Origin of the sequence: Actinoplanes flavus (assembly GCF_017592555.1) — a bacterium.
Classification (GTDB): domain Bacteria; phylum Actinomycetota; class Actinomycetes; order Mycobacteriales; family Micromonosporaceae; genus Actinoplanes; species Actinoplanes flavus.
Map to the genome: position 1 here is coordinate 1 of NZ_JAGFNS010000033.1, position 19,828 is coordinate 19,828.

A 19,828-nucleotide genomic window follows, 5' to 3' on the forward strand; every position below is an offset into this window, starting at 1 on the left:
CCTCTGGTCGCCGTCATACTTCGCCGGATCGTGCGGCGGCGCACCACTCGCGGTCGTCCGCGAATACATCGAAAACCAGAAACGTCCAGGTGGGTGACGGCGTTCCTCCCGGCCGTGAACGGCCGGGGTTCCCGCCTTATGAACTGCTGAACCGATGACAGCGTCCCGGCGTCCGGTGGCCGAGCTGGTCCTGGGCGCTGTCTCGAAGCGTCCGGGACAGCCCTCACAGCCAGCCGGAACCACGCGGCTGGTCGTGGGGGCTGTTCCAACGGTGCTGGGACGGATCGGTAGCCAGCCGGAACGACTCGGCTGGTTGTGGGGGCTGCTTCAACGGTGCTGGGACTGCTCTGGTGGCCAGCCGGCGCGACTCGGCTGGTTGTGGGGGCTGCTTCAACGGTGCTGGGACTGCTCTGGTGGCCAGCTGAGCAAGATCAGCAGCTGTCCGGGCAGTCCGGTGGTGTGCGCCGCCCGCCCGCCGCGGCTTCCGGTGACCTGATCTTGTAGCTTCGGCGGATGGGCACGATCGGGACCGCCGCGTTCGACAACGAGCAAGCCGTCACCCTCCTGGAGGAGATCGCCGCTCATCCGCCCGAGCAGCGGGCCGCGGCCCTGGAGCAGGTGTTCCGGGAGGCGACCGAGCCGGACCGGATCGTGGCCGCCGCCGCGATCGTCGCGGCCACCCTGATCGGTGGAAGGCAGTTCGACCAGCCGGCCGCGAGCGGCGCCCGGCTGCCCGCCGCCGTGCCCGGGCTCGGCCATGCGGCGCTCGGCGCGCTCGTCCCGGCCACCGGACCGGGCAGCCCGTGGGCGCGGGACCCGGATCGGCGCGACACGGTCGCCGCGCTGACGCAGGTGCTCACCCTCTGCGGCAACGTGACCGACGAACTCGACGACATCTGGAACGACGCCGCAGACTACGGGGCAGACGGCGAGGCCCCGGACGGCACACCGCCGGGGATCGAACACCTCGCGTCGTTGCTGCGCGTGCACAACTCGGTGATGGGCGGTGGCGTCGGGTTCGCCCTGGAGGTCAACGAGCCGTTCCGGGTCCGGCGGGCGATCGATGCGCTGCGCTACTTCGAACTGCCCGAGGCCGCCGCCCTCCTCGACGACGTCCTGCGTCGCGACCTCGACGGCGAGCCCGCCGACACCCGGCCGGACGACGAGCTCACCGCCCTTCTCGACGGCGACTACCTGGACCGGGCCTTCAGAGCGAAGGCCGAACGGGTCCCCGCCGACTTCGGCCGTTCCGGGCGGTGAGCGCGACCGCCGTCGCCGGGCAGCCTCCGCGCTGGCAATGAGCGGGACCGCGATGGTGGTCATCGCTGGCAGTGTCGCGCCGGTCTTGGGTGCGGCTTGGTGGTGAGGGTGACCGCTGTTGTGGTTGCCGCTGGCTGTGGCGTGCCGGTCTTGGGTGCGGCTTGGTGGTGAGGGTGACCGCTGCGGTGGTCACCGTCCGCAGTGGCGCGCCGGTTTCGGTGGGGCGGGGTGGTGAGTGTGACTGCTGTGGTGGTTACCGTCGGCAACGGCCCGCCGGTCTCGTTTGGGCTGGGTGGCGAGTGTGACCGCTGTGGCGGTCACCGCCAGCAGTGTCGCGCCGGTCAGGAAGCCGGGGCCCGGGCCGTGGGACTCGGCGATGATGCCGGCGAGCGCGGCGCCGGCCGAACTGCCCGCGTTGGTGGCGACGTTCACCCAGGTGCCCGCCTCGGCGGCCGAGCCCTCACCGGCCAGGTCGTCGGCGGCCAGATAGGCGACCACGTAGACCGGGGCCAGCGCCGTCCCGGTCGCGCACAGCACCAGACCGAGCGTGATCAGGCCGGGCGCCGCCGAGGCGGCGGTCAGACCGGCCGCCAGGACTCCGGCCAGGGCCGCCAGCTGCCGCAGGGGGTGACGGCCGGGTTCCCGGCGGGCCCACAGCAGACCCCCGATCACGCTGCCCACGGCGAGGGCCGCCTCCAGCAGGCCGGCGGCGCCGGGACGGCCGTGATTCTGGGCGGTGGCGGCGATGCAGGTGTACGCCACACTCGTTCCGGCGCCCACCCCCAGGATCGCGGCGAGCAACCCGCGCACCCCCGGTGACCGCAGCGGGCCGGGGTCGAACAGCCTGCCCGGGGCCGCTGGCTCCCGATGCCGGGCCGGTGGCGCGGTGGCCATGCCGAGAGTGCCGGCGAGCAGCAGGAACGCGCTGAGCAGCAGTGCCCGGTGGGCCGGGCCGGCCGCCACGAGCAGGCCGGCGACAAGCGGCCCGACCAGGTACAGCGTCTCCTCGACGACGGCGTCCAGCCCGTACGCCCGCGGTTTGAGAGAGGTCCCCGCGGTGAGCCGGCGCCAGCTCGCCCGCATCGACGGACCGAGCGGCGGCGCGGCGAAGCCGGCCAACGTGATCACCACGACGAGTACGGCCGGGTCGCGCACCACGGAGGCGACGGCCAGGGCGACGGCGCACACCAGCGCGAGCGGCGGCAGGACGGCGTGCTGGCCGTGCCGTTCGGCGAGGCGGGTCTTGACGGGCAGGGTGACGGCGGCGATGCCGAAGCCGGCGGCCGCGAGACCGGCGACGGCATACGAGCTGGTGGCCTGCTGGACGGTGAACAGGATGGCGAGCGGGAGGACGCCGTAGGCCAGCCGCCCGCCGATCGCGGGCACGAAGGTGCGCAGCGCGAACGGCAGGCCGAGGACGGCACGGTAACCTCCCACGCCGACGGCGCGGGGCATGAGGGAGACTCCTCGAACGAAGCGACGGAACCGGGGGAGTGGCCCGTTCCTACGGCGGCGTCGAGGTCATGCCGCGATGGTAGCCCCCTATTCGCTGCGCAGGTTTCCTGGGCGGGTGAGCCGCCACAGGATCGGCAGTCCGGCGGCCGTCGTGCCCAGGACCACCAGGGCGGCGATGCCGGAGGTGGCGCCGATGCCGAACCAGTCGACGGTCAGCGGCGCGCCGACGGCGACCATCAGGATGCCGGCCAGCGCGCTGCCGACGGCCACGGCCAACACCATGCCCAGTACGACGGGGACGGCCACCTGCAAGAGCACCGAACCGCCGAGCGTGCGTCGGCGGGTGCCGAAGGCGACCAGGACCGCCAGCACCCGGCGTCGGTCGCGCAGCTGCTCGACCACGTTCACGACCATGCTGGCGCCGATCAGGACGAGCAGGACGATCGCACCGGCGAGCAGGGCGTCCCGCATCCCGGCCAGCGCGTCGCGAACCGTGTCGTTGCCGTACGAGTACAGGTACGCCTGAAGGTCCAGCCGCGCGGTGCTGTTGCGCAGATGCTCCATGGCCCGCGGCACACCGGGATCGAGGGCCACGTAGAAGTTGGTGTCGTCCGGCTGGACGGCGACGCCGGCCATCGCGCCCGGGGTGATCAGCAGCGTCTCGCCGGAGGTGGGCTCCGGCTCGGCCCGCGACACCGCCCGGGTGGTGGCCGGCGACGTCCAGGACGTGTCACCCAGCCGGTAGGTCGTCCCGGCGACGGCCCCGTCCAGCGCGAACACGTCGCCGTCGCGGCACTCGCCCACCTTGGCCAGCTGGCTCAGCAGGGCACAGTCGCCGATCCGCAGCGTGGCCCCGTCGAGGCGGACGATCCGCAGTGGCCGGTACTCGCGGACGCCCGGGGTGGCGTCGAGCGCCGCCGTCCAGGTGCGGTCGGGCAGGGTGGTGCCGGGCAGGATGGCGACGCCGTACCGAATCGGTGCGCTTGCCGAACTTCGGGTGTAGAGCGATTCGATCCCGGTCACGATGCCCTGCATGGCGATCACCCCGGCCACCGAGACGGCGATGCCGGAGACGGCGCGGATCGCGGTGCCGCTGTCGAACTGGAGGCGGCGCACGGCCAGCTGCCACGCCGGGGGCCCGCCGGCCCCGAGCCGCCCCACGACCGCCTCCACCTGCCACGGCAGCAGCAGCGCGATGCCGGTCAGCAGCGCGGCCATCCCGGCGACGACCTGGATCTCGTAGCCGGACGAGCCCTCGTCGATGCCCCCGTAGAGCGGCCACAGCAGGATCGACCCGATGGTCGGCAGGAGGAGCCGCCACCACAGGCGGCGACGGACCGGGGTGCTCATCCGGGTCACGCCGAGCGGCTCCACGACGACCCGGCGCATCGCCGACAGCGTCACCGCGACGGCCACGACCGGCACCGCGATCACGATCGTGATCGCCAGCGACGGCACCGGGCGCAGGTCGGACAGGTAGAAGGAGAGGGCGCCGGTGCCGAACCGGTGGGCCAGCAGGATCTCGCCCACCCACAGGGCGGCGCCGATCAGCAGGCCCAGCACGGCACCGGCCAGGGTCTCCCCGGCGGCGATCCGGCGGGTGGTCGCGGCGTCGGCGCCGACCAGCCGCAGCGCGGCCAGCCGGCGGTCCCGGGCCTCGTCGCCGAAACGGACGGCGGCGGCCATGAACACCATCACCGGGATCAGCAGCACCACCATGCCGACCAGGGTCAACAGCACGAAGATCGGAACCGGGTCGCGCACGATCGCGCCGGGGGTGCCGAACTCGCGGATCCGGCCGTCGTGCTCTGCGGACAGCGTGTCGGTGCCCAGGTAGAAGAAGAGCTCGGCCGGACCGGACAGGCCCTCCGCACCGATCACCCCGACCACCTCGGCGTCCCAGCGGTCACGCAGCAGAGCGTTCGCCGGATCGTCCAGCAGCCGGGCGAGCGCGGGGGAGACCACCATCCGGCCCGGACCGGGGATCGACGACACCCCGGGCGGCACGGGCGGGTGCGAGCCCTCCGGCTGCAACAACTCGCCGCTGATCGACCAACCCTCGAATCGGGTGCCGAAATGGCTGGTGAGCATGGTGTCGTCGGCGCGCGGCAGGTCTTGGTAGCCGTCGATGGCGCGGGCGTCGGTGCGTGCGTTGCTCGCGGCCATGGCAGCCGGCACGGTGGCCGCGCCGAGCAGCACCGCCACTCCCAGGCCGACCCCGATCGCGATCAGGCCGAGACGGAACCACCCGGCCCGGCCTCCGGCGACACTCATGCGGACGCCGAGAGCGAGCTCGAAGAACCAGTTGCGGGCCCTCACCGGGCCGGCTCCTGCTCACGAACCCGGCCGTCACGCACGACGGCCTCACGGTCGGAGTAGGCGGCCACCCGCGGCTCGTGCGTGACCAGCACGACGGCGGCCCCGGTGTCCCGGGCCGCCGCGATGAACAGCTTCATCACCAGCTCGCCGTTGAGCGAGTCCAGTGCGCCGGTCGGCTCGTCCGCGAAGATCACCGCGGGCTCGGTGACCAGTGCCCGGGCCACCGCGACCCGCTGACCCTGACCACCGGACACCTGCCCGGGGCGTTTCCCGGCCAGGTCGGCGACCTCCAGCCGCTCCAGCCACGTGGCGGCGCTCCGCTGTGCGTCCCGCCGGCCGGCGCCGGCCAGCCGCAGGGGAAGAGCCACGTTCTCCAGGCAGGTCAGCTCCGGCACCAGCTGCCCGAACTGGAACACGAACCCGAACTCGCCGCGCCGCAGTGTGCTGCGCTCCGCGTCGGACATCCGCGCCAGGTCGCGGTCGCCGTAGCGGATGCTGCCCGCGCCGGGCGTCAGGATGCCGGCGAGGCAGTGCAGCAGCGTCGACTTGCCGGAGCCGGACGGGCCCATCAGGGCGAGGACCTCACCGGCATACACATGCAGGGAAGCGCCGCGCAGCGCGGTGGTCTCACCGAAGCTCAGGTGGACGTCGTCGGCGGTGAGCAGGGGCATGCCTCTCTCCACAGTGGCGGTCACGGGCGGACCCGGGCGGCGAGACGGTCCAGGCGGGCGGCGGTCAGCTCCAGCCAGCGGAGATCGGCCTCCAGGTGGAACAGGGCGTGGTCGCAGATCAGCTCGTCGGCCAGGTCGCCCTCGTTCTTGCGCCGGGTGAGCACCCGCATCAGCCGGAGGTGCTCGGCGCGCTGGGCGTCCAGCACCTCGGTGGCGTCGCGGCCGGTCATCAGGGCCAGCACGACCTTCGTGTAGAGGGTGCTCTGCAGATACGGCTCGGGCTTCTCAGGCCGGGAGAGCCAGTCGGCGACGTCGGTGATCCCGGCGTCGGTGATCGCATACTTCTTGCGCTCCGGCCCGTCGCCCGGCTCGGACTCCACTTCGACGAGGCCGTTCTTCAGCAGGCGCGCCATCGTCGAATAGACCTGGCCGAAGTGCAGTGCACGGTCCCGGCCGAACGCCTCGTCATAGGAGCGTTTCAGGTCGTATCCGTGGCGTGGGCCGTTCTCCAGGAGCCCCAGCAGGGCGAAACCGACTGACATGCGGGCCACTATACACGCGATGTATAAACCGGGTGCATAGTGAGGCGGGCGGGTGTCGGCCCGCTGTTCCGGCCAGGTGCCACGACGAGGCGGGAGTTGGGATAATGTCGCGATACATCGGCGGGTGAGGCGGCGCGACGACCATGGGACTGCACGGACGCCTGCGCGGATTCGGCGGCGAGGGCGGCCGGATGCGCCGGGGCATGGTGCCCGATCTGGTGCTCACCGCGCTGCTCGACGGTCCAGCCCATGGTTACGAGCTGATGGACCGGCTGGAGCGGTTCAGTGGCGGCAGTTGGCGGCCCAGCCCCGGCTCGATCTGCCCGCTGTTGCAAATGTTCCAGGACACCGGTCTCGTCAGCAGCAGCGAGACCGACGGCCGGGAACGGGCGGCGCAACGACGGGTCGACGCGTTCGGGGCCGGTTTCCCGGCCGATCCCCCGGAGCACTCCCAGCTGCGGACCGAGATGCATCAGCTGCGGGCCGCCGCCCAGCAGGTGTCCGCCATCGCCTCCCCGGAAGCCGTCGATCAGGCCGTCGCCATCGTGAAGAGCGCCCGCCAGGCCCGCTATCGCCTGCTCGCGGAGCAGTGACGCGGCCGTGGACGTCGTCGTCGTGGGCGCCGGCATCGCCGGGCTGTCCTGCGCGCGGGCGCTGACCGACGGCGGCGCCCGGGTCCGCGTCGTCGAGCGGAGCCCGGTGCCCGGCGGCCGGTTGGCCAGCCGGCGCTACGACGACCGGTTCGTGGACATCGGCGCCGCCTATCTGGTCGCCGACGACCCGGACTTCGCCGCCCAGGTCGACGCGTGGCGGACCCGCGGCCTCGCCCGTCCGTGGACCGACGCCCTCCGCGTCCACCCCGGCGGGGAGTGGGCCACCGGGCCGGTACGGTGGGCGGCGCCCGGCGGACTGCGCTCGCTCGCCACCGATCTGGCCACCGGCCTCGACCTGCGGTTGTCGACCGATCTGGACACGGTTCCGGCGGACGCGGACACGGTTGTGCTGGCCATGCCCGGTCCGCAGGCGCTGCGCCTGTCACCGCCGGCGGCGATCGCCGATGCGGCGCGGGCACAGATCTGGAAGCCGGTGATCGCGGCCGTCCTCACCTACCCGGCCCGGGAGTGGGGCGACCTGCGTGGCGCTTTCGTGAACGACCACCCACTGCTTGCCACCGTATGTGACGACGGGGACCGGCGTGGCGACGGCGCGCCGGTCCTGGTGGCGCACTCGACGGCCGCGCTGGCCAACCGGTACCGGGACCATCCGGACAGCGCGGGCCCGATCCTCGCCGCCGCGGTCGCCGAGCTGCTCGGCCTCTCCGCCCGGCCGTCGGTGCACACCCACCGGTGGGCCTACGCCCAGCCGGAGGCCGTCGACGCACGGTACGCGGTCGACGGCCGTGTCTGGCTCTGCGGCGATGCCTTCGGCCGCCCGCGGGTCCAGACCGCCTGGCTCTCCGGCCGCGCCGTGGCCCAAGCCCTTCTCGGCTGACCGATCCCTCGAAGCGGAGCCGCGGCCGGTGGCGGCCCTCGGCCGGAACGGGTCGCGTCATTCCGGTTCCGCGCGGTAGCGCTTGTGGCGGTGGGCCGGCGGCCGGAACGGGTCGCGTCATCCGGTTCCGCGCGGTAGCGCTTGTGGCGGTGGGCCGGCGGCCGGAACGGGTCGCGTCATCCGGTTCCGCGCAGCAGGCGCCTGAGGTGGCGGGCCGCCGACCGGAACGGGGCGCGGCGGGGCCGATGTGGCAGCACCGGGGCGTCGGGCAGCGCCGAACCGACGTCGCGCCGTGCGATCTGGATGCTCATCACTACCGCGGACATGTCCATTGATCCTCCCTCATCGATCCCGTTACCGTTCACGTTAACGGTAACGGGCCACATCGGCACGCACATTCCCTGGACCGTGGATGCGGGATACGATGCGGTCACCGTGAAAGACGACAGCCGGGGCGTTTCGCCTCAGACCAGCCGCCGAGTCACCCTGCGTGACGTGGCCCGGATCGCCGGGGTGTCGCACCAGACCGTGTCCCGGGCGATCAACGGCAAGGGTGAGATCGACCCCGAGACCCGCCGCCGGGTGCTCGACGTGGTCCAGCGGCTGCGGTACCGGCCGTCGCGTCACGCCCGCGGGCTGGTCCGGCCGGACACGACCACCATCGGGCTGATCGTCGCCGATGTGGTGAACCCGTTCTTCCCCGAGCTGATCGCCGGGGTGATCAGCGCCGCCGAGCAGCGCGGCTGGAAGGTGCTGATCAGCACGACGCAGGACGACCCGGGTCGCGAGCCGGAGCTGTTGCGCTCGCTCGCCGGGCAGGTCGACGCCCTGATCGGCTACCTGTTCCAGGAGGAAGACGTGATCGCCGAAGCGGTGGAGGGCCTGCCGCTGGTGGTCATCAACCGGCCCGCCCGGCATCCGGCGTTCAGCGCGGTCGAGGTGGACGTGCGCGCCGGAGTGGAGGCGGCCGTGGACCACCTGATCGCCCGGGGGCACCGCCGGATCGGCATGATCGACTGCCCGGCCGCGAGTGACCCGGACCGGCGGGACGTTCTCCTGGCCGCGGCCGCCGCGCACGGCGCTCGCCTCGCCGCGGACGCGATCGTCCAGGTCGAGCAGTCCCAGGCCGGCGGGGAGGCCGGTCTCGCCCGGCTGCGCGAGATCCGCCCCGACATCACCGCGGTGATGGCCTTCAACGACATGGTCGCGATGGGCGCGCACCGCACCGCGCGCCGCCTCGGCCTGGCCATGCCCGGCGACATCGCGCTGATCGGCTTCGACGGCCTCAGTTTCGGCGAGCTGCTCGACCCGCCGCTGACCACGGTCGGCATCGACAAGCGGGGGATGGGCGAGCTGGCCGTGGCCCAGGCCGAACGGCTGCTGGCCGGCGACACCCCGCCCACCGTGGTGGCCCCGACCCGGCTGCTGATCCGCGGCTCGGCCTGAGGCGTCCCGGACAGGCCTGAAAGCGAAGGCTCCGGCGGCTCGGCGTGAGAGGTCCCGGAGGGGACCGAATGCGAAGATCCCGGCGGCTCGGCCTGAGGCGTCCCGGAGGGGCTTGAAAGCGAAGATCCCGGCGGCTCGGCCTGAGGCGTCCCGGAGGGGCTTGAAAGCGAAGATCCCGGCGGCTCGGCCTGAGCCGTCCCGGAGGAGCTTGAAAGCGAAGATCCCGGCGGCTCGGCGTGAGGGGTCCCGGAGGGGCCCGAGTGCGAGGACTCCGGCGGCTCGGCGTGAGGGGTCGTGGGGAGAGCGCGATCCGGCGCGCGCAACGGTTGTGGGTGTAACGGTCTAGTCATCGTCGTGTGTCGATGATATGAACTCATGGGGCGCTGTGGGAGCGCTCCCAGAGTGAGGAGACGTCACATGCGTGAACATCGGCGCCCCTGGAGAACCGGCATCCTGACCGCCGCCCTGGCCGTCATGACGGCACTCGGTGCGACGGCCGGACCCGCCGCGGCGGACGCCGCCGGGAACGCAGCAGTCGCCACCGGTTACTCGCACACCTGCGCCGTCCCGGCCGACGGCAGCCTGTGGTGCTGGGGCGGCAACGGGCGCGGCCAGCTCGGCGACGGCACCACCACGGCCCGCACCACCCCGGTACGCGTCGGCACCGCCACCGACTGGACGGCGATCGACGCCGGACCCTCGTTCAACTGCGGCCTTCGCGCCGACGGCGGCCTCTGGTGCTGGGGCAACAACCTGCGCGGCCAGCTCGGCGACGGGACGACCACCAGCCGCGCCACCCCGGTACGGGTCGGCGCCGCCGCCTGGAGCACGGTCAGCGCCGGCGACAGCCACACGTGCGGCGTCCGGACCGACGGCACCCTCTGGTGCTGGGGCTTCAACCGGCTCGGCCAGCTCGGCACCGGAAGCAACTACTACGAGACCGCCCCGGTGCAGGTCGGCACCGCCACCACCTGGGCGACCGTCACCGCCGGGTACGGCCACAGCTGCGCCACCCGCACCGACGGCAGCCTGTGGTGCTGGGGCGACGGCACCACCGGCCAGCTCGGCATCGGCGTCCTCAGCTACCGCACCACCCCGGAGCGGGTCGGCACCGAGACCAGCTGGAACGGGGTGACCGCCGGGTTCGGCTTCACCTGCGGGACCCGTACCGGCGGGACGCTGTGGTGCTGGGGCGAGAACGGGTACGGCCAGCTCGGCAACACCGGCAGCTACCAGACCACCCCGGCGCGGGTCGGCACCGGCACCACCTGGGCACGGGTCGCCGCCGGTGACAGTTCCGCCTGCGCCACCCGCACCGACGGCAGCCTGTGGTGCTGGGGCAACAACGCGAACGGCCAGCTGGGCGACGGCACCACCACGCACCGGTCCGCGCCCGTGCGGGTCGGCACCGCCGTCACCTGGAGCAGCGACGTCGCCGTCAACTACCACGGGTGCGGGGTGCGTACCGACGACAGCCTGTGGTGCTGGGGCGGCAACGGCTCCGGTCAGCTCGGCGACGGCACCACCACGCCGCGGACCAGCCCGGCGCAGGTGACGCTGTAGGTCAGCGCAACCGGGAGCGGAACTCGGCGAGCGTCAGCACCGCCGCGTTCCGCTCCTCTACCGGGAAGACCGCGATGTCGGCGTCGTCCTCCTCCAGCTGCGGCAGCCACTCGCGTAGGAACACGTCGGCCGGGATGCGGATGGCGTGCTCGCCGTCGACCTCGCCCTCGTTCTCCAGCCGGGCGACCGTCGCGTACGGCCAGATCGGCAGCAGGTTGCGCCGCCGGGCGTCCTCGGTGAACAGGACGTCACCCTCGTCGCCCCACACCCACAGGGCGCCGCGGTCGGCGATGGCCTCGAACGTCCGGGCCACCCGGTCCGTCTCGTCCAGCCCGCGCAGGCGCTCCGCCTCACGGCGTGAGATGTCATCCGATGCCACGTGATCTCCGATTTTCGCCTCGTACGTCCTCGGTGGCGATGCTATCGGCCGCGCGGCCCGCACCGATCCCGGGAGCGGCGGGAGGGCCCGCCCGGGAAGCCGCCGGCCGGAGCTGTTCCAGCGGACCGGAAACGGTGCGGCCGCTGTGACGAGGCCGGCCACCGAGCTCAGCCCGGCGGGCGCGGCAGAGGCCGGAGCAGGCAGCGAGCTCGCGCGGCACGGCGGAACCGCCCGGAAAGGAACGGGACGGCGTCGCGCGTACCGGAAGGAACCTCAGTGACAGGACGCCGGACCGCCCAGCGCGCCCACCAGCTGGGTCGCGGTCTTCGTGTGTTTCGCGTAGGCCTCCGGGAACGCCGACACCTGCACCGCCTGGGCCGCCTCGGTGAGCCGCATCTTCTGCCAGCCGTCGACGGTGAGCAGGCGGTCGTAGAACTTCCCGGTCTGGTACGCCGGGTCGGTGAGCTGCCGGGGCGTGCCCCACCCCTGGCTGGGTCGCTGCTGGAACAGGCCGATCGAGTCACGGTCGCCGCCCGGCAGGTTGCGCAGCCGGGACTCCTGCAACGCGGTCGCCACCGCGATGACCAGCGCTTTCTCCGGCATCCGCCGCTCGCTGCCGATGGCGACGATGAGGCGCGCGTTGGCGAGTTGCTCGTCGGTCCACCGGCCGATCGCCGACGGTGTGGGGGAGGGGACGCAATTCTCGTCGGCGCGTACCAGGGGGCTGATCAGAAAGGCGGCGATCACGGCGACCGCGGTCACGAACAACATGCGCACGACGGGGAAGGGTATCGAAGACGATCGTGGCCCTCACCGCCGGTGCACGTGATCCTCGTACGCCTGGAGAAGCAGCCCGTGGAAGTGGTGCACGCCGTGCTCGGAGAGGCCGGGCGCCGCCGGGTCGGACACGATCCGTCCCTGATCGAAAGCGGGCGTCGCCATGCCGCGCTGGACGCTCTCCACGATCGCGATGTCCTGCTGCTGGAGCACCTCGTCGATGTAGCGGACCGCCTCGACCTCGGCTCCGTCCAGTTCGGGCGTCTCGAAGAAGAAGTCCCACGTCTCGAGCGTCCGGTCCGGCCCGGCCGGAATCACCTGCAACACCATGAAATTGCCACGCCCCGGATACCGCAGCAGGCAGGTGTTCGGCCACAACCACCACACCGCGTGCTGGGTCACCGAGGCGCCGGACACGTCGTACGCCGGATTGCCGGCCCGGCCCGCCTCGGCGAAATGGCTGGACCAGATGCCGTGCGTGCGCACCTCGTAGGTGTCCATGTCGACCAGCGCCACGAACTCGCGGTGCGCGACATGACAGTGGTAGCACTCCAGGAAGTTGTCGATGACGTTCTTCCAGTTCGACCGGATGTCGTAGGTGAGCCGCTTCGCGAACGTCAGCGACGCGACGTCCGGCGCCCACCGGGCGATCTCGGCGGCCAGATCCGGCGCCTGCTCGGCCAGCGGCACGGCGTCCGGATCCAGGTTGACGTAGACGAAACCGCCGAACTCCTCGGCCCGGATCCGGTCCAGGCGGATATCGCCGGGATCGAAATCCCGCATCCGGTCGGTCTTGCGGGCCCGGCGCAGGCTCCCGTCCAGGTCATAGACCCAGGCATGGTACGGGCAGACGATGCTCTTCGTGACGCCCGAGCCGGACAGCAGCTCGTGGGCCCGGTGCTTGCACACGTTGTAGAAGGCGCGCAGGGCGCCGCCGGAGTCCCGGACCACGGCCACCGGCATTCCGGCCACCGTGGCCGCCACGTAACTGCCCGGCGCCCGCAGCCGCTCCACGTGGCAGACCCACTGCCAGGTGCGGCCGAAGACGGCTCGTTGCTCCAGATCCAGCCACCGCGGTTCCCAGTACGCCGCGGCCCGCAGTGACATCGACAGTCCCGGATCGACGTCGTACCCGGATCCGATGTCCTTGACGTCCCGCCCATCGACATTGGTCATGATCCGAACGTTAGGGCCGCCCGATGCCGCCGTACAAGAGGCGTCTGATTTGCTGATCACCATGCGCAGCACCGCGGAGTTCGACGCCTTCGGCCCCTGGATCGACGAGGTCACCGACGTCGACGGCCTGCCCCGCCTCTACCGGGACTCCGGCCTCGATCCGCGAGCCCACCGGCTGGTCCTGAAAGTGCCGCGCGACATCGAGCGCCGCAACGCCGACCCCCACATGCATCTGTACGACTACGTGATCGCGGTCGGCGACGAGGTCCTCACCGTTCTCATCCGGCGCGAGGACAGCTACGGCACCGCCGTCATCCCGCTGGACCGGATCGCCGCCGTCCGGGACAGTGTGCGCCTGCTCGACGGCCGGCTGACGATCCACACGCTGGACGGGCCGGCGCTGACCATCCCGTACAACGGCTCGGCCGGCGGCGCGGTCCGCGACCTGATCCGGGTGCTCCGCGAGGCGTACCTGCCGGCCGGCCGGTCCGGGGCGGCCGACCCGTACCGTGCCGATCCGCACGTCGGCCCCGAGGACATCGGGCTGCTCACCGCCTACCGGCGGCTGATCGACCGGGAACCGGGGATGCGGCTGCTCAACGTCTCCTACCGCCAGCACCTGCGCCACCGGATGCGGCTGGTGGTCATGCCCGCCTCGATCGTCGTCGGCGACGACCACGAGTGGCAGATCCTCCACCGCCGGGACTGGTTCACCCAGTCCCGCGACGATCTCTCCCTGGCCCGCACCATCCTGCCGCGGGCCCGGATCGACCACCTCTGGGCCCGCCCGCACGAGCGCTACCAGCACGTGCACGTCATCGCGGTGCGGTCCGGCGCCACCACCCTCGAGATCCCGGTGGTGCCCGGACCGTTCAGCGAGGCTCTCGTTCCGCCGGGGTGAGGCCGAGCCGGGCGACGGCCGGCCACGGCACGGACGTTTCCCGCGAAACGACCGCCGGTGGGATTGGGCTGATGGAGACTGGGAACGCCACCCGTCGCGGCGCGACCGGGCGGGCGTCCGTGATCCAGCGGAGATCGCGCTACGGACGGTGATCCTCATGGTCATGCAGGGCAGGAAACGAACTGGGAAGAGGCATGACGAGGGCTTCCTGTCGTCAGTGGTGAGCTCCACCGCGGACGCCATCATCGGCTGCGACACGCAGGGGCGGATCACCGCCTGGAATCCGGCGGCCGAACGGATCTACGGCTACCGCTGCGACGAGGCGCGACGCCGGCCGGTGACGATGATGTACCCGGCCGACGTCGCCGAGCGTGACTGGCAGGTCTTCCAGAAGGCGCTCCGGGGCATCCCCACGGCGCAACTGCGGACCGTGCGGCTGCGCAAGGACGGCACCCGCGTACCGGTCCGGATGTCGTTCGCGCCGATCGAGGGCACCGACGGATCGGTCCGCGGCGTGGTCAGCGTCGCCCACGAGCTGACCGACGAGATCCGGTCGGAAGCCCGGATGACGGCGCTGCTGGAGGCCACGCCGGACGCGATCGTCGGCGTCGACCGCGGCGGGCGCATCATGTTCGCCAACCGGTCCTGCGAACGGCTGCTGGGCTACCCGCCGGAGGAGCTGACCGGCCGGCCGGCCGAGACGCTGTTCGCCGAGGAGGTCCGCGCCGGCATGGTCGAGCTGTGTGAGCGCCTGTTCGACGATCCCGGACTGCGCGACCGCACCCGGACGCTGACGACCCGGCTGCGGCGCCGGGACGGCACCGTGCTGCCCGGCGAGACGACGCTGAGCTGGCGGGAGGAACCCGGCGGGCCGCTGCTGATCGCGGCGACCCGTGATCTGACCGAGCAGCACCGGGCCGAGGACAAGCTGCGGGCGCTGCTCGAGGCGGTGCCGGAGGCGATCACCGGGGTCTCGCTCGACGGCCGGATCGTGATGGCCAACCGGGGCACCGAGCGGCTGCTCGGCTACTCCCGCGAGGAGCTGCTGAACGAGCCCTACGACCGGCTCCTGCCCGGCTACGAGCGGGAGCGCGTCGCCCGGATGGTGACCGGGCTGTTCGAGTCGGCGGTGCCGTCGACCGTGGTCTACGTCGACATCGTCCGCGCCGACGGGACCCTGGTGCCCACCGAGAGCACGGTGAGCCGGTTCGACAGCGCCGGCGAGCACATGCTGCTGGTCGCCGGCCGTGACATCACCGAGCGGGTGGCCGCCGAACAGGAGCGGGCCCACCTCGTCGAACAGGTGCAGCGGCAGCGGGCCGAGCAGGTGATCCAGCGGACCCAGCGGCTGGAGGCCCTCGGACAGCTGGCCGGCGGTGTCGCCCACGACTTCAACAACCTGCTCGCCGTCATCTCCAACTACACCGAGCTGCTCGGGGACGAGATCAGCGACCTGGCCCGGACCGACCCGGGGCAGTGGCAGCCGTTCGCCGACGACCTCGACCGGATCCGGCAGGCCGCCCAGCGCGGCGCGGCGCTCACCCAGCGGCTGCTCACCTTCAGCCGGCGGGATCTCAGCCGGCCCCAGGTGCTGGAACCCGGTGCCGTCCTGGACCGGCTGCTGCCGTCGCTGCGGACCGCGGTCGGTGAGGACCACGAACTGCGGCTGACCGCCGTACCGGGGTTGTGGCCGGTCCTGCTCGATCCCGGGCAGCTCGACCAGTTGCTGGTCAACCTGGCGGTCAACGCCCGGGACGCGATGCCCGGCGGCGGCCCGGTGGTCATCGAGGCCGACAACCTCCGCTTCGACGGTGACGACCCCGGCTATCAGCCGCCACCCGAGACCGGGCGCCGCTACCTGCGCCTGCGGGTCACCGACACCGGCGTCGGCATGTCCGCCGAGGTGGCGGCGCGCGTCTTCGAGCCGTTCTTCACCACCAAGAACAAGAGCCCCGGTACGGGACTCGGGCTGGCCGCCGTCCACGGCATCGTGGGCCAGGCCGGCGGCAGCCTGGCCGTGACGTCACGTCCCGGCGTCGGCACCACCATGACGGTCCTGCTGCCGGCCACCGACGAGGCGCTCACCGACACGGTGGACGAGCTCATCCCGGACGACGGCGGCCCGGACGACGGCGAGCCGGGGCGGCGCCACGTCGTCCTGCTCGCCGACGACGAGGAGGGCATCCGGGAGTCCACCGCCCGGGCGCTGACCCGCCACGGCTACCGCGTCCTGACCGCCCCCGACGGCCCGGCCGCCCTGACCCTGGCGCACCGGCACCGCGACGAGATCGACGTGCTGCTCACCGACGTGATCATGCCGAGGATGCACGGCGGTGAGCTGGCCCAGCGGGTGGCCGACCTGATCCCGGACATCCGGGTGATCTACATGTCCGGATATGCCGAACCGCTGCTCGACGTCGTGCCCGTCGGCTCCGCGGCCAGCCCGCTGCTGGAGAAGCCGTTCGCCATCGCCGATCTGCTGCGCACCCTGCGCGGCGGCCCGATTCGCTCCGAGGGCAGGGAAACCGGTATGCACGTCACGTGACAGACGGATCTTCGATCGGGCGCGCCGGGCAGCGGATGGCCGTCGCCACCCTCGCCTCGCGGGTCGCCGGGTTCCTGCGGATCCTGGTGCTCGCCGCCGCGCTGGGGCTGGGCGGCCGGTTGCTCGACACGTACAACCTGGCCAACACGGTGCCGAACGCCGTCTACGAGCTGATCGTCGGCGGCACCATGGCCAGCATCGTGGTGCCGCTGCTCACCCGGGCGGCGCTGCGCGAACCCGACGGCGGGGTGCTGTACGCCCAGCGGCTGCTGTCGCTGATCGTCTACCTGCTCGGCGCGGTCACCGTCCTGGCCGTGGTCGCCGCGCCGCTGCTGATCGACCTGTACGCCCCCGGTTTCACCAGCGACCAGCGGGACCTGGCCGTCGTGTTCAGCCGGTTCTTCCTGCCGCAGATCCTCTTCTACGGCGTCAGCGCGACCACCGGCGCCATCCTCAACATCCGCGGCCGGTTCGCCGCCGGAGCGTGGGCGCCCCTGGTGAACAGCGTCATCGTCATCGCGGTGGGGCTGGTCTACCTGGCGATCGGCGGCACCACCGGCACCGATCCGAGCACCGGGGAACTGCTGCTGCTCGCGGTCGGCACGACGGCCGGGGTGTTCGCGCAGGCGCTGCTGGTGGTGTGGGCGCTGCGCCGCAGCGGCTTCCCGATCCGGCTGCACCTGGACCCGCGCGGCATCGCCATCCGGCGGATCGGCCGGCTCGGCGTGTGGGTGCTGGTGGCGGTCGTCGCCTCGCAGACGCTCACCGCGGCGGCGACCCGGGCCGCGTCCTGGGGCGGCGCGGGCGGCATCACCGCCTTCCAGAACGCGAGCGCCGTCTACCTGGTTCCGTTCGCGGTCGTCGCGGTGTCGGTGATGACCGCCATGCTGCCCCGGCTCAGCGAGTACGCGGCCCGCGGCGAACACCAGCGGGTCACCGTCGGCCTGTCCCGGGCGGTGCGTACCGCCCTGGTGGTGATGGCGCCGATCGCGGCCGCCTTCGTGCTGCTCGGCCCGACCATCGCGGTGGTGCTGTTCGACCACGGCAACAGCGATCCGGCGACGGTCCGGGTGCTCGGCCTGGTGCTGACCGCGTTCGGGCTCACCCTGGTGCCGTTCACCAGCTACATGATCCTCCAGCGGGGCCTGTACGCCCTCCAGGACACCCGCACGTCGGCGCTGATCACGGTGCTGGTCGCCGCGGTCGGGGTGGCCGGATGCGCCGCCGCCGGGGCGCTGCTGCCGAAGCGGGACATCGTCGTCGGCATCCCGGTGGCGTACGCGGTCGCCTACCTGTCCGGCCTCACCGTGACCGCCCTCGTGCTGCGCCGGCGGCTCGGCCACATCGACGGGCGGCGCCTCGTCCGTACCCATCTGCGGGTCTTCGTGGCGACCGCGGCCGGCGCGGGATGCGCCGGCCTGGTCGTCTGGTTCACCGGCCCGGCCTCCTGGACGGGCGCCCTGGTCACCCTGCTGGGTGCGGCGGCCGCCGGCGGCGCCGGCTACCTGCTCGCCGGACGGCTGATGCGTCTCGCCGAGCTGCGGCACCTGCTGAACACGGCGCTGCCGGGCCTGCGGACCTGGTGATCTACTTCTTCGGCGGCGCCGCGTCGGTGGTGGTCTGCTCCAGCACGACGCTGTAGCCGACGAGGTCGCCGGGCCGCAGCCGCGAGGTCGTGCCGCCCGGCTTCTCCACCCGGGACTCCTGGCCGAGGGCGCGCCCGGTGGCGGTGTCGATGATGAAGCGGCGCTCGATCGCGCCGGTGAACGCGCTCTGCGCGGTGAACGCGAAGCCCTCACCGGTACGGCCGTGCTGGTCGGCCACCACCCCCAGCGAGCGGGTGCCGGGCAGGTCGGCGATCAGGCGGAAGGCCGCCGCCCGGACCGGCCCGCTGACCGGGACCTCGGTGATCAGGCCGGAGGCGACGTTCAGCAGCCACTGGTCGCGGTCGGTCGGCATGTCGCCACCACCGCCGTCAAACTGCTTCAGCAGCGCGGCCCGCAGCGCGGCCGGCTCGGTCGGCAGCTTCTCCAGATCGCGGACGGGCAGGAAGGCGTACACGTCCGCGTCGCTCGTCGACACCGTCCGCGGGCCGGCGCCGGTGGCGACCGGTGACCCCGGCCCCACCTCGCCGTTCGGCAGCGGCTTGCCGACCGACACCGTCGCGGGGGAGCCGGCGGCCCGCCAGGCGGCCTCGTCGGCGGGTGTCAGCGGGGTCAGGCCGAGCGGCTGGGAGACCACCCGGGTGGGCTCGTCACCCGCGCGGGCCAGCCAGGTCTCGGACGACGACTTCGCCGTCATCCGGAAGGTCGCGGCGCCGGAGCCGACCGTGAGCACCGACCCGTTCTCGTGCCGGAACAGCAGGTACCTCCCGGAGCCGGGGGCCTCCTTGCCGCTGCGCTCGGCGGCGGCCAGCAGGATCTGCGACCCGGTCAGCCGGCCGGTCGCCTGGACCGAGGACCCGGATTCCGGGGGTACGGGCGCCGCGTCGCCGTTCACCACGACGACGGCCACGGCGGCGACCGCGGCGGCGGCCAGCGCCCCGGCCGGGATCAGCGCGGCGGCCCGGAACTGGCGGGGACGGGCCGCGGCCACCGGCACGGCGTGCGGGGCGAAGGACAGCGGCGGCGTTCCGGACGGGTCCAGCCGGGCCGGCCGGGCGTCGGCGAGGGTCTTCATGACGTCGGTCTGCTTGCTCATCGGCTCGGCTCCTTGATGACGACCGGCTTGACGAGCGCCGGCTGGGGGGTGGTCGGTTCGCCCGCGGCCGCGACGGCACGCTCGAGGCGGGTGCGGGCACGGTGCAGGCGTACGAGGAACGTCGCGGTCGAGCAGTTCACGACCCGGGCCGCCGCACGGGCGGACAGCCCGTCCCAGGCGGTGAGGGTCAGCACCTCCCGGTCGTTCTCGGAGAGCCGGGCGAGCGCCGCCAGGATCGCCGAGCGTTCGGCGACGCCGTCGGCGACGTCGGGGGTGTCGTCCGCCCACGCCAGCATCTCGGCGGCGACGGCGCGCTGCCGTTCCTCGTCGCGGTAGCGCTCGCGGATCACGTTGCGCGCCACGCCGAGCAGCCACGGCAGCGCCGCGCCGTCCGGCATCCGGTCGAACCGCCGCCACGCCACGAGGAACGTGTCGGCCACGATCTCGTCGGCGAGCGGCCGCCCGGCGCGGGCGACCGCGTACGCGTACACGCGGGGGTGGTGCTCGGCATACAGCGCGGTGAACTCCTGCGCATTCTCAGGGTCTGCCACTGATGGGCCGTCCTTAGGGAAGGGGTCCTGTCACCTGGTAATGCGCCGGGGA

General features: G+C 72.8%; 19 protein-coding genes. 9 read left to right on the forward strand and 10 right to left on the reverse strand.

Annotated features, from left to right (window positions below; genetic code table 11):
- Both J5X75_RS36055 and J5X75_RS36060 read left to right on the forward strand, forming a co-directional pair.
- On the forward strand, positions 1 to 97 hold a 97-nt coding region (locus J5X75_RS36055), incomplete at its 5' end, for a transposase (RefSeq protein WP_208467988.1).
- A gap of 416 nt (positions 98 to 513) precedes the next feature.
- Positions 514 to 1,260, forward strand: coding sequence for a DUF4259 domain-containing protein (locus tag J5X75_RS36060; protein ID WP_208472090.1), 747 nt, complete (start codon positions 514 to 516; stop codon positions 1,258 to 1,260).
- A 189-nt stretch (positions 1,261 to 1,449) separates the two neighbouring features.
- Here the strand turns inward: J5X75_RS36060 and J5X75_RS36065 are convergent, their stop codons facing one another.
- The 4 genes from J5X75_RS36065 to J5X75_RS36080 all read right to left on the reverse strand — a co-directional run bounded on the left by J5X75_RS36065 (position 1,450) and on the right by J5X75_RS36080 (position 6,247).
- On the reverse strand, positions 1,450 to 2,715 hold the full coding sequence (locus J5X75_RS36065; protein WP_208472091.1) for an MFS transporter: 1,266 nt from the start codon (positions 2,713 to 2,715) through the stop codon (positions 1,450 to 1,452).
- A gap of 87 nt (positions 2,716 to 2,802) precedes the next feature.
- Entirely contained in the window at positions 2,803 to 5,034 is a 2,232-nt protein-coding gene (locus J5X75_RS36070) for an FtsX-like permease family protein (RefSeq protein ID WP_208472092.1), read from the reverse strand.
- Positions 5,031 to 5,705: an ABC transporter ATP-binding protein gene (locus tag J5X75_RS36075; protein WP_208472093.1), complete on the reverse strand. Its 675-nt coding sequence runs from the start codon at positions 5,703 to 5,705 to the stop codon at positions 5,031 to 5,033. Before J5X75_RS36075 ends, J5X75_RS36070 begins: the two co-directional genes overlap by 4 nt.
- 20 nt (positions 5,706 to 5,725) lie before the next feature.
- Positions 5,726 to 6,247 (reverse strand): PadR family transcriptional regulator, encoded by a 522-nt coding sequence (locus J5X75_RS36080; RefSeq protein WP_208472094.1) that lies wholly within the window; start codon positions 6,245 to 6,247, stop codon positions 5,726 to 5,728.
- 143 nt (positions 6,248 to 6,390) lie between these two features.
- Here J5X75_RS36080 and J5X75_RS36085 point away from each other — a divergent pair, with 143 nt between their 5' ends.
- Both J5X75_RS36085 and J5X75_RS36090 read left to right on the forward strand, forming a co-directional pair.
- Entirely contained in the window at positions 6,391 to 6,840 is a 450-nt protein-coding gene (locus tag J5X75_RS36085) for a PadR family transcriptional regulator (protein WP_208472095.1), read from the forward strand.
- Positions 6,841 to 6,847: 7 nt separating this feature from the next.
- A complete protein-coding gene (locus tag J5X75_RS36090; protein ID WP_208472096.1) occupies positions 6,848 to 7,738 on the forward strand; it encodes an NAD(P)/FAD-dependent oxidoreductase in 891 nt (296 codons plus the stop codon).
- Between the two features lie 176 nt (positions 7,739 to 7,914).
- Here J5X75_RS36090 and J5X75_RS36095 read toward each other — a convergent pair whose 3' ends face one another.
- Positions 7,915 to 8,064 carry a hypothetical protein gene (locus J5X75_RS36095; protein WP_208472097.1) on the reverse strand — a complete coding sequence of 50 codons (150 nt, stop codon included), beginning with the start codon at positions 8,062 to 8,064 and terminating at the stop codon, positions 7,915 to 7,917.
- 109 nt (positions 8,065 to 8,173) lie between these two features.
- On the opposite strand from J5X75_RS36095, the gene J5X75_RS36100 reads away from it, so the two are divergent.
- Together J5X75_RS36100 and J5X75_RS36105 are read left to right on the forward strand one after the other, a co-directional pair.
- Positions 8,174 to 9,184 (forward strand): LacI family DNA-binding transcriptional regulator, encoded by a 1,011-nt coding sequence (locus J5X75_RS36100; RefSeq protein ID WP_307798486.1) that lies wholly within the window; start codon positions 8,174 to 8,176, stop codon positions 9,182 to 9,184.
- Positions 9,185 to 9,601: 417 nt separating this feature from the next.
- Entirely contained in the window at positions 9,602 to 10,747 is a 1,146-nt protein-coding gene (locus tag J5X75_RS36105; protein WP_372451005.1) for an RCC1 domain-containing protein, read from the forward strand.
- 1 nt (position 10,748) lies between these two features.
- Here J5X75_RS36105 and J5X75_RS36110 read toward each other — a convergent pair whose 3' ends face one another.
- The 3 genes from J5X75_RS36110 to J5X75_RS36120 all read right to left on the reverse strand — a co-directional run bounded on the left by J5X75_RS36110 (position 10,749) and on the right by J5X75_RS36120 (position 13,079).
- The gene (locus J5X75_RS36110; RefSeq protein WP_208472099.1) at positions 10,749 to 11,126 is read right to left on the reverse strand and encodes a DUF2750 domain-containing protein; all 378 of its coding nucleotides are present in this window, start codon (positions 11,124 to 11,126) and stop codon (positions 10,749 to 10,751) included.
- Between the two features lie 273 nt (positions 11,127 to 11,399).
- Positions 11,400 to 11,897, reverse strand: coding sequence for a peptidase M23 (locus tag J5X75_RS36115; protein WP_372451007.1), 498 nt, complete (start codon positions 11,895 to 11,897; stop codon positions 11,400 to 11,402).
- Between the two features lie 39 nt (positions 11,898 to 11,936).
- The gene (locus J5X75_RS36120) at positions 11,937 to 13,079 is read right to left on the reverse strand and encodes an aromatic ring-hydroxylating oxygenase subunit alpha (RefSeq protein ID WP_208472101.1); all 1,143 of its coding nucleotides are present in this window, start codon (positions 13,077 to 13,079) and stop codon (positions 11,937 to 11,939) included.
- Positions 13,080 to 13,140: 61 nt separating this feature from the next.
- Between J5X75_RS36120 and J5X75_RS36125 the strand changes: the two genes are divergently transcribed.
- The 3 genes from J5X75_RS36125 to murJ all read left to right on the forward strand — a co-directional run bounded on the left by J5X75_RS36125 (position 13,141) and on the right by murJ (position 18,111).
- Positions 13,141 to 13,980, forward strand: coding sequence for a hypothetical protein (locus J5X75_RS36125; protein ID WP_208472102.1), 840 nt, complete (start codon positions 13,141 to 13,143; stop codon positions 13,978 to 13,980).
- 163 nt (positions 13,981 to 14,143) lie between these two features.
- On the forward strand, positions 14,144 to 16,525 hold the full coding sequence (locus tag J5X75_RS36130) for a PAS domain-containing hybrid sensor histidine kinase/response regulator (protein ID WP_238490568.1): 2,382 nt from the start codon (positions 14,144 to 14,146) through the stop codon (positions 16,523 to 16,525).
- A gap of 35 nt (positions 16,526 to 16,560) precedes the next feature.
- Positions 16,561 to 18,111, forward strand: a complete 1,551-nt coding sequence (murJ, locus tag J5X75_RS36135; RefSeq protein WP_208472176.1) for a murein biosynthesis integral membrane protein MurJ — start codon at positions 16,561 to 16,563, stop codon at positions 18,109 to 18,111.
- Between the two features lies 1 nt (position 18,112).
- On the opposite strand, the gene J5X75_RS36140 is transcribed toward murJ, so the two are convergent.
- The gene (locus tag J5X75_RS36140; protein WP_208472104.1) at positions 18,113 to 19,225 is read right to left on the reverse strand and encodes a CU044_5270 family protein; all 1,113 of its coding nucleotides are present in this window, start codon (positions 19,223 to 19,225) and stop codon (positions 18,113 to 18,115) included.
- Positions 19,222 to 19,776 carry an RNA polymerase sigma factor gene (locus tag J5X75_RS36145; RefSeq protein ID WP_208472105.1) on the reverse strand — a complete coding sequence of 185 codons (555 nt, stop codon included), beginning with the start codon at positions 19,774 to 19,776 and terminating at the stop codon, positions 19,222 to 19,224. Before J5X75_RS36145 ends, J5X75_RS36140 begins: the two co-directional genes overlap by 4 nt.
- Positions 19,777 to 19,828 lie beyond the last annotated feature (52 nt).